This window comes from Paraburkholderia sp. RL17-337-BIB-A (genome assembly GCF_046025895.1).
Classification (GTDB): Bacteria; Pseudomonadota; Gammaproteobacteria; order Burkholderiales; family Burkholderiaceae; genus Paraburkholderia; species Paraburkholderia fungorum_C.
This window is the reverse complement of sequence record NZ_JARESY010000001.1, coordinates 1,531,802-1,546,339: the sequence shown is the minus strand read 5'-3', so window position 1 is coordinate 1,546,339 and position 14,538 is coordinate 1,531,802. Positions and strand designations below refer to the sequence as shown.

The window sequence follows — 14,538 nt, the reverse complement described above, 5'->3', positions numbered from 1 at the left end:
GGCGCGCACGCCGTGGCACACGGGGAATGATGCCTTAGACGGTCATCGGGTTGGGTTTGGCGGGATCAAGGTCGTACTTCTTGAGCGCCTCGGCGACGACCTTGCGTTCGATCGTGCCTTCATCTGCCAGTGCATTCAACGCGGCAACCGTGACCCAGTAGCGGTCGACTTCGAAGAAGTGACGCAGCTTTTCGCGCGTGTCCGAACGGCCGTAGCCATCCGTGCCCAGCACGACGAACTTTTGCGGCACGAACGCGCGGATCTGCTCGGTCAGCGCGCGCACGTAGTCGGTCGATGCGATGACCGGACCTTGCGCGTCCTTCAGCAGCTTCTCGACGTGCGAGACTTTCTTCTCTTCGGTCGGGTGCAACAGGTTCCAGCGTTGCACTTCGTGGCCTTCGCGCGCCAGTTCGGTGAAGCTCGGTACGCTCCACAGGTCGGCTGCGACGCCCCAGTCGTTCTTCAGAAGATCAGCAGCGGCGATCACTTCATTGAAGATCGTGCCCGCGCCCATCAGCTGAACGCGCGGCGCCTTCTTGTCGGCTTCAGCCTTGCGGAAGGAATACATACCCTTGATGATGTCGGCCGCTACAGCATCGCCCTGCGGAATCGCCGGGTGCTCGTAGTTTTCGTTCATCACCGTGATGTAGTAGTACACGTCTTCCTGGTCAGCAACCATGCGGCGCAGACCATCCTGCATGATCACAGCGAGTTCGTAACCGAAGGTCGGGTCGTAGCTGATGCAGTTCGGCACCGAAGCCGCCCACAGCAGCGAGTGGCCGTCTTCGTGCTGCAGACCTTCGCCGTTCAGCGTCGTGCGGCCAGCGGTGCCGCCCAGCAGGAAGCCGCGCGAGCGCATATCGCCCGCGGCCCACGCCAGATCGCCGATACGCTGGAAGCCGAACATCGAATAGAAGATGTAGAACGGGATCATGATCTCGCCGTGCGTCGAGTACGACGTCGCGGCGGCGATCCAGTCAGCCATACCGCCGGCTTCGTTGATGCCTTCCTGCAGGATCTGACCGGTTTCCGACTCACGGTAGAACATCAGCTGGTCGGAATCTTCCGGCACGTACTTCTGGCCGTCCTGATTCCAGATACCGATCTGACGGAACAGGCCTTCCATACCGAAGGTACGCGACTCGTCCGGCACGATCGGCACGATGCGCTTGCCGAGCGCCTTGTCCTTCAGCAGGATGTTCAGGATCCGCACGAACGCCATCGTCGTGGAAATCTCGCGGCCCTCGCCCGTGCCCTTGAGCAGCGGCTCGAATGCCGACAGCGCCGGCACCGGCAGCGACTCAGCCTTCTGACGACGCGCCGGCAGATAGCCGCCGAGGTCCTGGCGGCGAGCGCGCATGTACTCGAGTTCTTTCGAACCTTCTTCGAACTTGAGGTACGGCACGTCGACGATATCTTCGTCGGAGATCGGCAGACGGAACTGGTCGCGGAATTTCTTCAGCTGATCCACGTGCAGCTTCTTCTGCTGGTGGGTGATGTTCATCGCCTGGCCGGCTTCGCCCATGCCGTAGCCCTTGATCGTCTTCGCGAGGATGACGGTCGGCTGGCCCTGCGAATTCGACGCTTCCTGGAACGCTGCGTAGATCTTGTGCGGATCGTGACCGCCGCGATTCAGGTTCCAGATGTCCTCGTCGGACCATTCGGCGACCAGCGCCTTCAGTTCCGGCGTGTTGAAGAAGTGTTCGCGAACAAACGCGCCCGACTCCGACTTGTACGTCTGATATTCGCCGTCGACGACGTCCATCATGCGGCGCATCAGCGCGCCCGACTTGTCGCGTTGGAACAGCGCATCCCAGCGGCTGCCCCAGATGACCTTGATCACGTTCCAGCCGGCGCCGCGGAATTCGCTTTCCAGTTCCTGGATGATCTTGCCGTTCCCGCGCACCGGACCGTCGAGGCGCTGCAGATTGCAGTTGATCACGAACACGAGGTTGTCGAGGCGTTCGCGGCCGGCCATGCCGATCGCGCCGAGCGATTCCGGCTCGTCCGTTTCGCCGTCGCCGAGGAAGGCCCAGACCTTGCGGCCTTCGGTCTTCACAATGCCGCGCGCCTGCATGTACTTCATGAAGCGCGCCTGATAGATCGCCATGATCGGGCCAAGGCCCATCGAGACGGTCGGGAATTGCCAGAAATCCGGCATCAGCCACGGGTGCGGGTACGACGAGATGCCCTCGCCGCCCACTTCCTGACGGAAGTTGTCGAGCTGGTTCTCGGTCAGACGGCCGAGCAGGAACGCGCGCGAGTAGACCCCCGGCGACGAATGGCCCTGCACGAACACGAGGTCGCCGCCATGTTGGGCCGACGGCGCATGCCAGAAGTGGTTATAGCCGACGTCGTACAGCGTGGCGGCAGAAGCGAACGAGGCGATATGGCCGCCCACGTTGGTGTCCTTGCCGGCGCGCAGCACCATTGCGATGGCGTTCCAGCGCGTGTACGAGCGGATGCGGTGTTCGAGGTCCTGGTCGCCGGGGATCTTCGCCTGACGCGAGACCGGGATCGTGTTGATGTACGGCGTATTGGCGGAGAACGGCAAATGTTCGCCGTGTACACGGGCGAATTCGATTTGCTTTTCGATCAGGTAGTGGGCGCGATCGGGGCCCACTGCAGAAATCACGCCATCCAGCGCTTCCAGCCATTCGCCGGTTTCCTGGGGATCGTCGTCTTTTTCGGCGGCGACATATTTCATGACTTCGTCGGGTACAGCGGACATGCTCGTCTCCTGGGTATGAGGAACGCTCTTGAACAGACGGCGCGGACGAAGCACGACCGCGGCAGCTTCGGCCGATTGTAAAAGGGGTCCCGACGTCCGCGCAACAAAATTTTCGAATTACGAGATCGATTCTCATAATGCGGAAAATTGTTGCGGCGCAACTTGATTTGACTGCCGATCGACGGATACGTCGGCTAGTTTGCGCCGAATAACGGTTCTTTCAGCGCTTTTTTGCGCCATTTGCTAGCGACTTGCTGCGCTACAATGCCACGCATGTTGACCGAACGGCTTTTCGCTCGCTCGGCGCGTACCCCCGGTTCGCCGGGCGATTCGACGCCGTCCTCCCGCTGGCACCACGGACCGTGGTGGTCGAACTCCTATTTGCTCACGCCGCTCCTGTCGATCCTGGTTTTCCTGGTCGTCATGAGCCTGATTCTGTGGAGCTTGAACCGGCGCGAACAGCAGCAGCAGGAAGACACGCTCTACCGCAATGTCGCGTGGGCGCAGCAGCAGATCCGCCTGTCCATGACGGGCGCGCAGGAACAGATCCAGGCGCTCGCCCGCGATCTGGTCGCCGGCCACGCCGATCCGCATTCATTCCAGGTGTCCACCACGGACATCATGCAGGGGCATCCCGAGATCCTCTACATGAACTGGTACACGAGCCAACAGCAGCCGCGCTGGCCCAATACCGCACTCCCCGTGTTCGGCCAGCGTCTCGCCAAACCGAACGACGCGCAGATGGACGAAGCCGTCAAAGCCGCCTTCAACGAGGCGCGCACCACGCGCCGCCAGGTGTACTCGCCGCTGATCTACGACGACCTCGGCAATGGATACATCACGCTGCAGACGCCGGTCTATCGCGACCGCGACTTCCTCGGCACGGTTGCCGCCGTGTTCTCGGTGGAAGGCATCCTGAAGCACGACATCCCGCCCGAGCTGTCGGCCAAATACAAAATCTCGATCATCGACGTGAACAACCGCGAGTTGACCACCACGTCGACCCGCCCGCGCCTGCCGCGCGACATGTTCTACGATCTGCCGCTCGACCCGCCGGGCCAGGGCGTCTCGGTGCGCGTCTATGCGTTCCCGCAGATGACCAACTTCACCAACAACACGCTGGTCTGGCTGGTGGCCGGCCTGTCGTGCTTCGTGCTGTGGAGTCTGTGGAGTTTGTGGAAACACACGCGGCAGCGCTTTGAAGCGCAGCAGGCGCTTTATGCTGAAGCCTTCTTCCGGCGCGCAATGGAGAACTCGGTACTGATCGGCATGCGCGTGCTCGACATGCACGGCCGCATTACTCACGTCAACCCTGCGTTTTGCCGTATGACCGGCTGGGACGAAAGCGATCTGGTCGGCAAGAACGCACCGTTTGCGTACTGGCCGCGCGACGCTTACCCCGAGATGCAACGCCAGCTGGACATGACGCTGCGCGGCAAGGCGCCTTCTTCGGGCTTCGAATTGCGGGTGCGCCGCAAGGACGGTTCGTTGTTTCATGCGCGGCTCTATGTCTCGCCGCTGATCGACAGCTCGGGGCGCCAGACCGGCTGGATGTCGTCGATGACCGACATCACCGAGCCGAAACGCGCGCGCGAAGAACTCGCCGCCGCGCACGAGCGCTTCACGACCGTGCTGGAAAGTCTCGACGCCGCCGTCTCCGTACTGGCCGCCGACGAAGCCGAACTGCTGTTCGCCAACCGCTATTACCGCCACCTGTTCGGGATTCGCCCGGACGGTCATCTGGAATTGGCGGGCGGCGGGTTCGATAGCGCACAGGCGTCGTCCGATTCAATCGATATGGTGGACACATATGCGGGTCTGCCCGCCGCCGCGTTGACCGAAAGCACCGCCGATGCGCAGGAAATCTACGTGCAAAGCATCCAGAAGTGGTTCGAAGTGCGCCGTCAGTACATCCAGTGGGTGGACGGCCACCTCGCGCAGATGCAGATCGCGACCGACATCACCACGCGCAAGCAGGCTCAAGAGCTCTCGCGTCAGCAGGACGAGAAACTGCAGTTCACCAGCCGCCTGATGACGATGGGCGAAATGGCCTCGTCGCTCGCGCACGAACTGAACCAGCCGCTCGCCGCGATCAATAACTATTGCTCGGGAACCGTGGCGCTGGTTAAATCCGGTCGGACGACGCCTGACAATCTCCTGCCCGTGCTCGAAAAAACCGCCCAGCAGGCGGTGCGCGCAGGCATGATCATCAAGCGCATTCGCGAGTTCGTGAAACGCAGCGAGCCGAAACGCCAGGCCACGCGCGTGGCCGATATCGTCGCCGACGCCGTGGGTCTCGCCGAACTCGAGGCGCGCAAGCGCAAGATTCGCATTGTGACCGATCTGCGCTCGCGTTTGCCGGTGATCTACGTCGATCCGGTGCTGATCGAGCAGGTATTGGTGAACCTGCTGAAGAACGGCGCGGAAGCGATGTACGATGCGCGCCCGAACGCGGTCGACCCCGTGATCCGCGTGGTCGTGCGGCTGGAAGGCGGGTTTGTCTGCATCAGCGTCGTCGACCAGGGACCGGGCGTCGACGAGGCGACCGCCGAGCGTCTCTTTGAACCGTTTTACAGCACCAAGTCCGATGGTATGGGCATGGGGCTGAACATTTGCCGTTCGATTATCGAATCGCACCGCGGCCGTCTGTGGGTGGTGAACAACGTCGAATCTGACGGCCACATCACAGGTGCCACGTTCCATTGCAGTCTGCCTATTGGAGAGCCTGACGGCCCGAGCAACGGCGGGTCAGAGGCGCCGACACCACAAACCGTTACGGGAGAGCTATGAACAGCCCAGTCACCACACAGGAAACTGTCTTTGTCGTCGACGACGACGAGGCCGTGCGAGATTCGCTGCGCTGGCTGCTGGAGGCAAACGGCTACCGCGTGCAATGCTTCTCCAGCGCCGAGCAGTTCATCGACGCGTGGCAGCCGCATACGCATCCGGGCCAGATCGCGTGTCTGATTCTCGATGTGCGGATGTCCGGCATGAGCGGGCTCGAGTTGCAGGAACGCCTGATCGCCGACAATGCGTCGCTGCCGATCATCTTCGTGACGGGCCACGGCGACGTGCCGATGGCGGTGTCGACGATGAAAAAAGGCGCCATGGACTTCATCGAAAAACCGTTCGACGAAGCCGAACTGCGCAAGCTGGTCGAGCGCATGCTCGATAAAGCCCGCAGCGAAAGCACCAGCGTGCAGCAGCAGCGCGCCGCCGCCGAACGGCTGGGCAAACTGACCGCGCGTGAGCATCAGGTGCTGGAGCGCATCATTGCTGGCCGCCTGAACAAGCAGATTGCCGACGACCTCGGCATCAGCATCAAGACGGTCGAAGCGCACCGCGCGAACATCATGGAAAAGCTCAACGTCAACACGGTCGCCGATCTGCTGCGACTGGCGCTGTCGAACAAGCCGCAACCGGCACAATAAGCATAACGCCCGCGGCACCGCCCGCGGGTCGCTACTGCGTTTGAACGGCCGGACTGTTGAAAAGTCCGGCCTGTTTCATCTTTCTCTTTTCTTTCCCTTATCCTTTCCTGCTTCGCGACAACAAGTCGGGGCATGGCCGATGTATCGGCGTCGGTATTCGCACTTCGGTCCGCGTTGGCATTGGCATTGGCATTGGCATTGGCATTGGCATTGGCGTCTGCGTCTCCGTCTGCATCCCCATCCCCATCCCCATCCCCATCCGTCAATCATTACGCATTACTCAGCATGCGCTTACGTCGCGGGGCAATAAGTTCTTTCCTCCGACAAGATTGACAAGCCTCGCCGCGCCGCTTAATTTACGCAGAACTCCTCAGCAGGGACCGTCGATGCCCGATGAACGCAGGACAAGTGTGCTGCCGTTGTCGTATGCGGGGTCACCATGCGTTGCGAAGCAGTCAAGGCGGTTCGACCACGTCGCTGAACTACCTGCCTTATCGAACGGCTCACACGAAACCGAGCCCTGCCTTTCTGCCTTTACTCGCTTCCATCTCCATTCCAGCGCGCCCAGACAACGCACCGTCCGTTGTGCATTGACTTCGCGCGTCTAACGCAGTCGGGAGGATTTCATCGTGAAACGATCCGGAACACACCGTTCGCGTGTGTTACTTGTTTGCGCCGCCCTTGCAGGCGCGCCACTCTTCGCCGGGCTGGTCACGCCGGGCGTCGTCCATGCGCAAAGCGCCGCGAAGATATCGAACCAGCAACTCGATTCGCTGACCGCACCCATCGCGCTCTATCCCGACGCACTGCTCGCGCAGGTGCTGATGGCCGCCACTTTCCCCCAGGACGTGCAGGCCGCAGCCGCATGGTCGAACGCGAACTCGAAGCTGCAAGGCGACGACGCCGTCAAGGCGGTCGCATCCGAGCCGTGGGACCCGAGCGTGCAATCGCTGGTCGCCTTTCCGCAGGTCCTCGCGACGATGGCGTCGAAACCGGACTGGGTCTCGCAACTCGGCAGCGCCTTTCTCGGCCAGCCGAATGACGTGATGGACTCCGTGCAACGCTTGCGCAAACAGGCGCAGGCCGCCGGCAATCTGAAGACGAGTTCGCAGCAGAAAGTCGTAGTCGAGCAAAGCACGATCCAGATCGTGCCGGTCAACCCACAGGTGGTATACGTGCCCACGTATAACCCGACTGTCGTCTACGGTACGTGGCCCTATCCTGCCTACCCGCCGGTGTATGTGCCACCGCCGCCCGGCTATGCCATCGCGACCGGACTCGCCGCCGGGCTTGCGTTCGGTGCCGGCGTCGCCGTGGCCAATTCGCTCTGGGGCGGCTTCAACTGGAACACGCATGACGTCAACATCAACGTGAACCGGTACAACAACATCAATGTGAACAACCGGCTCAACGTGAACAGCAACACGACGAACTGGAACCGCAACGCCAACGTCAATCGCAACGTCAACAACGCCAATCTCAACCGTAACGTCAACAACAACCTCGGGAGCGCGCAGCGCGATGCCTTCCGCGGCCGTGACGACGCGGCCCGTGCCCAGGCGCAACAGACCTTGCAGAACCGTACCGGCCAGAACGTCAGCGGCAGTGCCAGCCAGCGCGTGCAGGGGATTCATCAGGGCGGCGCCGCGAACGGCAACCTGCAGAGCCGTGCGCAGAACGTCAATCGCGATAACGCGTTGCGCGGCGCCGGCGACGGCAACGCCGCGCGGCAGGACGCGCAGCGTGGTGAGGCGAGCCGCAACGCGGCCGCGAATCGTTCCGGCGGCTTTGGCGCGAACGGTGGCGGCCAGCAACGCGCGGGCGGTGGTCTCGGCGCGAACGGTGGAGGCCAGCAACGTACGGGCGGCGGTCCCGGTGCGAACGGCGGAGGCCAGCAACGCGCGGGCGGCGGTCTCGGTGCGAACGGCGGGGGTGTCCAGCGCGGTGGTGGCGGCAACTTCGGCGGTGGCGGCGGCAGACTGGGCGGTGGCGGCGGCGGTGAGCGTCATCTCGGCCGCAACCGTTGAACGATCAAGAGGAGTCTCTGATGATTCGCATATTCCCACGCGGCGCCTTGCGCGCCCACGTTCTGACATTTGCCGCCGCCCTCGGCACGACCGGCACCCTGCTGGTCGCGCCGGTACTGTTGCTCGGCACGACCGCCGCACATGCGCAGGCGGTCTATCCCAGCGCCGACGACGCCGCCAATGCGTTCGTCGACGCCTTGGCCCGCAGCGACGAAGGCGCGCTCAAACACGTGCTCGGCAACGATTTTCATCGCTTCATTCCTGCTGAAGGAATCGGCGAGGACGACATCTACCAGTTCCTCGGCGCATGGTCTAAAGGGCATCAGATCGTCCAGGATCCAGTGAAGAGCAAGGGCCGCGCGACCGCGCATCTGGCTGTCGGCGACAGTGGCTGGACCTTGCCGATTCCGCTCGTACAGGCCGCGCACGGCTGGCGCTTCGATCCGTCGGCCGCACGGGACGAAATGCTGACGCGCCGTATCGGCCGCAATGAAGATGCAGCGATCCAGACTTCGCTCGCCTACCTCGACGCGCAAAACGATTATCACAACCTGACGCAGCACTACGCGCAGCGCTTCGTCAGTACGCAAGGCCAGCATGACGGCCTGTACTGGGCGACGGCGCCCGGCGAAACGCAAAGCCCGCTCGGACCGCTCGCCGCCACCATGCCCAACGGCACCCTGCCGAAAGAGGCCTATCACGGCTATCACTACCGGATCCTGACGGCGCAAGGTCCCCGTGCGAAGGGCGGCGCGCAGAACTACGTTGAGAACGGTGTGCTGACCAAAGGGGTCGGTCTGATCGCCTCGCCGGCGGAATATGGCAAGACTGGGGTGATGAGCTTTATCGTTAATCGGGACGGTCAGGTCTATCAGAAGAACCTCGGGCCGCAGACCGCGCGCGCGGCGGCCGCTATTAAATCGTTCGACCCGGACGATAGCTGGCAGCCGGTGCAACAGTAGCGTTCGCTTCGATGGCCGCGGCGGCGCATAAGCCGTCCGCGGCCGATCCACACTGAGATCCAGCGCCGGTATCGACGCTGGCGCCAGGCCAATCTTCAGCGCCGCAATACGTGCGGGCGTCCATCTCAGGCCGCACCGCCGCCCGCTACGTCCAGACCCGCCACCGCCCCAACACCGGCGTGCATGTTGACGTCCATGCTGGCACGCACCTCCGCCAATCCCATCTAGCCCGGCCAGAGCACTCAGCACTGGCATCCCCTCTGATACGCCTGGCCACCCACGACGCTAGCGTCTCCACATCGCTCAGCACAGGCATCCGAGCCGACATCCACGCTGACACGCACGGACACCAACCACGTCTAGCCGCCCACAGCCCTTAGCCCTCAACGCCGGCACGCACCGCGCCACCCGGAATCCAGACACGGCACGCCCTGCCGGGCCGGTATAATGTCGGACTTTGCAGCGCTGCTTATCCCTGATCCGCGCCGCGCGCTTTTCACGTGCCGACCCGTTTTCGATGAAAAGCGCCTTCGCAGGTGCCGCGCGCCTGCGCCTCCTCCGCTTTCCAATCTGCCCATCTCGACCGACCATGACTGCCAAACTGATCGACGGCCTAGCCCTTTCCAAGACCCTGCGCGCCGACGTCGCCACGCGTGCCGCCGCCCTCACCGCTCGCGGCCATCAGCCGGGCCTCGCCGTGGTGCTGGTCGGCGCCAATCCGGCCAGCGAAGTCTATGTGCGCAACAAGGTCAAGGCGTGCCACGACAACGGACTCGGTTCCTCGTTCGACCGCTATCCGGCCGATCTGCCGGAAGCCGATCTGCTGGCCCGCATCGACGAACTGAACCGCGACCCGCGCATCCACGGCATTCTGGTGCAACTGCCGCTGCCGAAGCATATCGACAGCCACAAGGTGATCGAAGCCATCGCGCCGGAAAAGGATGTGGACGGTTTTCACGTCGCCAACGCCGGTGCACTGATGACCGGCCGGCCCCTGTTCCGCCCGTGCACGCCGTACGGCGTGATGAAGATGCTGGCGGCCTATGAAATTCCGCTGCAAGGCGCGAATGCGGTGGTGATCGGCCGCTCGAACATCGTCGGCAAGCCGATGGCGCTGCTGCTGCTCGAAGCAGGCGCGACCGTCACGATCTGCCATAGCAAGACGCGCGACCTGGCCGCCCATACGCGTAACGCCGACGTGGTGGTCGCCGCCACCGGTCTGCGCAACATTCTCACGGCGGACATGGTGAAGCCGGGTGCCGCCGTGATCGACGTCGGCATGAATCGCGACGAAGCCGGCAAGTTGTGCGGCGACGTCGATTTCGCGGGCGTCAAGGAAGTGGCCGGCTATATCACGCCGGTGCCGGGCGGCGTCGGTCCGATGACCATCACCATGCTGCTCGTCAACACGATCGAAGCCGCCGAGCGCGAAGCGGCGGCAAACGCGTAAGGCTGAAGGGTGCAACCGTGCCGGCGAACCTTTTCGCCGGCATGCAAGGCCGCGGGTACCGCGCCGAATTCGAGCCCGCATCCCGCCAGCAACGCCTGGCGTGGATTCCCCGCTTTCATTCCTGCATCGTTCATCGGCGTCGATACCAGGCGTCGATCCTCGTCGGCATTATCTGTTACCGGCTCACGCGTTCCATGCCCGGTTCACGTGTTGCATGCCCGGCGCCACCCCTTGTGCCGGTCCACCACTCAGCGCATCGCCTGATCCCCAGCCGCCATCCCTGCGCCGAGCGGCGTTTGCGACCGCGCCAGACGCCGCCGGCACCACTTCAGCACCGGCCGCTCCACAAAGTGCCACGACAGCGCCGCGCACAGCAGAATGAACGGCGCGGCGATCAGCACTGCGACCACATGGCTCAAGTGCGGCGCGACATTGGCGACGCATTGCTGCACCATAAAGCCGTACAGATAAATCCCATACGAGTAATCGTGACGCGGCACGAAACGCCGCAACAGCGGCGTCGTGCCCACCCACAGCACGCCGTAAACGAAAGCCAGATAGAACAGCGGCTGAGCGCCGGCCGTGTCGCGGAACACCAGAAATACCATCGCCAGCGCGAGCGCCGCCAGGCCGTTGATGTCAACCCGCTCGCGCCATCCGTACAGCAGCATCCCCAGCAAGAAAAATGGCTCCGGCCAGAACGAATAACCGCCGGGCGTTTCGCTGAAGTCACGCAGCCCGATCTGCAGATGCGGCAGATGCACGCGGAAAACGAACGCAGCGCATCCGAGCACGACCGCCAGCGCCACGCCGCGCGCGCTGGAGAGCAGCCCCAGCATGCCGGTCACCATCACGATCAGATAACAGCGCACTTCGAGCGGCAAGGTCCACAGCGGCGCGCAGACGTCGACGGCAAAGCGGTTGTGCTCGAATACGCCAGGCAGCGCCCAGCCCGTTTTCAGCACAATGGTGGAAAAGTTGTCGAGGTTGCCCCACGTCGCGCCCGAGGCGAAATAGTCGCGCAGCGGCAGCGTCGTAAATAGCGGCCCGAGGATAAACACGGTCACCAGCGAACCGCCCGCCACTGCCGGCCACAGGCGCGCAATGCGCAACGCGACGAAACGCGGCACCGAGCGTTGCCGGTCGAAACTCGCGGTCACCAACATGCCGCTCATCAGAAAAAACGCATAGACGCCGAGTGCGCCGAAACCGTCGAAACCGAGCGCGTTCTGGACCCAATCCGTCGTGCCGTCGGGTGCTTGCAGCAGATACGAATGGCCATACACCACGGCGACGGCGGCAAGAAGCCGCACCAGATCGAAGTTGTTGCCGTTGCGCGATAGAGCGTGCGAAAGCGGGTTCATCGACACCTCTTACAGAAAACGTCGCCGACGGGTAGCGATACGCCAGAATGCGGCACAGCAGCAATTCGCACCGTTCGCTTTCGCACAGAGCCCGCGCACAGTCGCGCGACATCTGATAATTTGTCTGCCGACGGATTGGAATCGGCGCGCCCTGCCCCAATAATGCCTATATGAGGTGTTACCGGCGGCGTCGCGCGCGCCCGTCGATGCACCGATTACCCGTTCACCCGCGTCAGACAGGAAGCCTTATGTCCACTACCCCCTCGACTCACGACAATCCGCTCCTCGATTTTTCCGACCTGCCGCGCTTTGGCGACATCCGCCCCGAACACGTCACGCCCGCCCTCGATATCCTGCTCGCCGATGCGGCCGCCGCCGTCGAGCGCGCCGCCCAGCCCATCACGCCCGCTTCGTGGGCCGATGTGGTCGAACCGGTCGAGCGCGCCACCGAACCGTTGTCGCGCGCCTGGAGCGTGGTCGGCCATCTGAACGCCGTGGCCGATACGCCGGAACTGCGGGCCGTGTACGGCGAGAATCTGCCGCGCGTCACCGAATTCTGGTCGAGCGTGGGCCAGAACCTCGCGCTGTACGAAAAGTACAAGGCACTGAACGCCAGCAGCGATTTCGCTTCGCTCACGGGCGAGCGCAAGAAGATCCTTGGCAATGCGCTGCGCGACTTCCGCCTGTCGGGCGCGGAATTGCCGGAAGACCAGAAGCCGCATTTCGCCGAATTGCAGGAACGCCAGGCGAGCTTGTCGAAAGCATTTTCAGACCACGTGCTCGATGCGACGAACGCATTCGCGTATCTCGTCGAAGCCGGCGCTGAAGCACAACTGGCCGGCCTGCCCGAAGATGTGATCGAAGCCGCGAAGGAAGCGGCCGAACGCGAAGGCAAGACCGGCTACAAATTCACGCTGCACTTCCCGTCGTATTTCCCGGTGATGCAGTACTCGGAAAATCGCGCAATGCGCGAAGCCATGTACCGCGCGTATGTAACACGTGCCTCCGAACTCGGCTCGCAATACGGCAAGGGCAAGCCGGAATGGGACAACACTCAGGTGCTCGCCGATCAGTTGAAGCTGCGCGCGGAAGAAGCGCACATGCTCGGCTACAACAACTTCGCCGAGGTCTCGCTCGCGCCGAAAATGGCGGAGTCGCCGGCGCAGGTGATGGCCTTCCTCGAAGACCTCGCCACGCGCGCGCGTCCGCATGCCGAACAGGACTGGAAGGAACTGCGCGAATTCGCCGCGAACGAACTCGGCATGAGTGAGCTGCAACCGTGGGACATGACGTTCGCCGCTGAGCGTTTGCGCCAGAAGCGTTATTCGTTCTCGGAGAACGAAGTCAAACAGTACTTCCCGGAAGACGCGGTATTCAAGGGCCTCTTCAAGGTCACGGAGACGCTGTTCGGCGTGCGCATCCGTCGCGACGAAGCGGCCGTGTGGCATCCGGACGTGCGCTTTTTCCGCGTCGAGAATCAGGACGGCGGCCTCGTCGCCCAGTTCTATCTCGACCTGTATGCACGCGAAGGCAAACGCGGCGGCGCATGGATGGACGACGCGCGTGGCCGTCACAAGCACACGCACGGCAGCGTGCAAACGCCGGTCGCGTATCTGACCTGCAACTTCTCGGCGCCGGTGGGCGGCAAACCCGCCTGCTTCACGCACGATGAAGTGATCACGCTGTTCCACGAGTTCGGCCACGGGCTGCATCACATGCTCACGCGTGTCGACGAACTGGGCGTGTCGGGTATCAACGGCGTCGAGTGGGACGCGGTCGAACTGCCGTCGCAATTCATGGAAAACTTCTGCTGGGAGTGGGACGTGCTGAGCGACATGACTTCGCACGTCGAAACCGCCAGGCCGCTGCCGCGCGATCTGTTCGACAAGATGCTCGCCGCGAAGAACTTCCAGAGCGGTCTCGGCACATTGCGCCAGATCGTGTTCTCGATGTTCGACATGCAACTGCACACCGGTTTCGACGCGTCCGGCACGAAGAACGCGACCGAACTCGCGAGCGAGATCAACGAGCGTTTCCACGTGGTGCCGCAAGCTTCGTTCTCGCGTTGGCCGAATACGTTCAGCCACATCTTCGCGGGCGGCTACGCGGCGGGTTACTACAGCTACAAGTGGGCAGAAGTGCTGTCCGCCGACGCCTACGCCGCGTTCGAAGAAGCCGCGCAAGCCGCGAGTGGCAGCGTGCTCGATCAGGCGACCGGCATGCGGTATCGCAAGGAGATTCTGGAGGTGGGCGGCAGCCGTCCCGCGATGGAATCGTTCAAGGCCTTCCGTGGCCGCGAGCCGAATATCGACGCCTTGTTGCGGCACAACGGCATGACGCCTGGCGCGGCGCATTGATCTTGCGTCGTTGAAGCATCTGTCGGCGCTGTAGAGAGCGCCGTCGCCGATAAAAAAGCCGGTGACTTGCGTGAGCAAGCACCGGCTTTTGCTAATCGCGCGTGTGGCGCGTGTGGCGCGTGTGGCGCGTGTGGCGCCTGTGTCACGTGTATCACGTGTATCGCGTGTATCGCGTGTATCGCGTGTATCGCGTGTATCGCCTGTGGCGCCTGTGTC

The 14,538-nt window shown here is 63.0% G+C and carries 8 protein-coding genes; 6 read left to right on the top strand and 2 right to left on the bottom strand.

The window, feature by feature from the left end; translation table 11 throughout:
• Nucleotides 1-34: 34 nt before the first annotated feature.
• Nucleotides 35-2,731, bottom strand: a complete 2,697-nt coding sequence (gene aceE / locus P0D84_RS07050) for a pyruvate dehydrogenase (acetyl-transferring), homodimeric type (RefSeq protein WP_408334065.1) — start codon at nucleotides 2,729-2,731, stop codon at nucleotides 35-37.
• A gap of 273 nt (nucleotides 2,732-3,004) precedes the next feature.
• On the opposite strand from aceE, the gene fixL reads away from it, so the two are divergent.
• The 5 genes from fixL (at nucleotide 3,005) to folD (ending at nucleotide 10,601) form a co-directional block, all read left to right on the top strand.
• Nucleotides 3,005-5,521: an oxygen sensor histidine kinase FixL gene (gene fixL, locus P0D84_RS07045; protein ID WP_408339708.1), complete on the top strand. Its 2,517-nt coding sequence runs from the start codon at nucleotides 3,005-3,007 to the stop codon at nucleotides 5,519-5,521.
• Nucleotides 5,518-6,162 (top strand): oxygen response regulator transcription factor FixJ, encoded by a 645-nt coding sequence (fixJ, locus tag P0D84_RS07040; protein ID WP_011488992.1) that lies wholly within the window; start codon nucleotides 5,518-5,520, stop codon nucleotides 6,160-6,162. Before fixL ends, fixJ begins: the two co-directional genes overlap by 4 nt.
• Before the next feature lie 629 nt (nucleotides 6,163-6,791).
• The gene (locus P0D84_RS07035) at nucleotides 6,792-8,189 is read left to right on the top strand and encodes a DUF3300 domain-containing protein (protein WP_408334062.1); all 1,398 of its coding nucleotides are present in this window, start codon (nucleotides 6,792-6,794) and stop codon (nucleotides 8,187-8,189) included.
• Between the two features lie 20 nt (nucleotides 8,190-8,209).
• The gene (locus P0D84_RS07030) at nucleotides 8,210-9,151 is read left to right on the top strand and encodes a DUF2950 domain-containing protein (RefSeq protein ID WP_408334059.1); all 942 of its coding nucleotides are present in this window, start codon (nucleotides 8,210-8,212) and stop codon (nucleotides 9,149-9,151) included.
• 589 nt (nucleotides 9,152-9,740) lie between these two features.
• Entirely contained in the window at nucleotides 9,741-10,601 is an 861-nt protein-coding gene (gene folD / locus P0D84_RS07025) for a bifunctional methylenetetrahydrofolate dehydrogenase/methenyltetrahydrofolate cyclohydrolase FolD (RefSeq protein WP_408334057.1), read from the top strand.
• 248 nt (nucleotides 10,602-10,849) lie between these two features.
• Here the strand turns inward: folD and P0D84_RS07020 are convergent, their stop codons facing one another.
• Entirely contained in the window at nucleotides 10,850-11,965 is a 1,116-nt protein-coding gene (locus P0D84_RS07020) for an acyltransferase family protein (RefSeq protein WP_408334054.1), read from the bottom strand.
• Between the two features lie 248 nt (nucleotides 11,966-12,213).
• On the opposite strand from P0D84_RS07020, the gene P0D84_RS07015 reads away from it, so the two are divergent.
• Nucleotides 12,214-14,322 (top strand): M3 family metallopeptidase, encoded by a 2,109-nt coding sequence (locus P0D84_RS07015; RefSeq protein WP_408334050.1) that lies wholly within the window; start codon nucleotides 12,214-12,216, stop codon nucleotides 14,320-14,322.
• Nucleotides 14,323-14,538: the final 216 nt, after the last annotated feature.

Excerpts from the sequence above, each read along its gene's own strand:
- aceE (WP_408334065.1), bottom strand. The coding sequence starts at position 2,731 with ATGTCCGCTGTACCCGACGAAGTCATGAAATATGTCGCCGCCGAAAAA.
- fixL (WP_408339708.1), top strand. The coding sequence starts at position 3,005 with ATGTTGACCGAACGGCTTTTCGCTCGCTCGGCGCGTACCCCCGGTTCG.
- fixJ (WP_011488992.1), top strand. The coding sequence starts at position 5,518 with ATGAACAGCCCAGTCACCACACAGGAAACTGTCTTTGTCGTCGACGAC.
- P0D84_RS07030 (WP_408334059.1), top strand. The coding sequence starts at position 8,210 with ATGATTCGCATATTCCCACGCGGCGCCTTGCGCGCCCACGTTCTGACA.
- folD (WP_408334057.1), top strand. The coding sequence starts at position 9,741 with ATGACTGCCAAACTGATCGACGGCCTAGCCCTTTCCAAGACCCTGCGC.
- P0D84_RS07020 (WP_408334054.1), bottom strand. The coding sequence starts at position 11,965 with ATGAACCCGCTTTCGCACGCTCTATCGCGCAACGGCAACAACTTCGAT.
- P0D84_RS07015 (WP_408334050.1), top strand. The coding sequence starts at position 12,214 with ATGTCCACTACCCCCTCGACTCACGACAATCCGCTCCTCGATTTTTCC.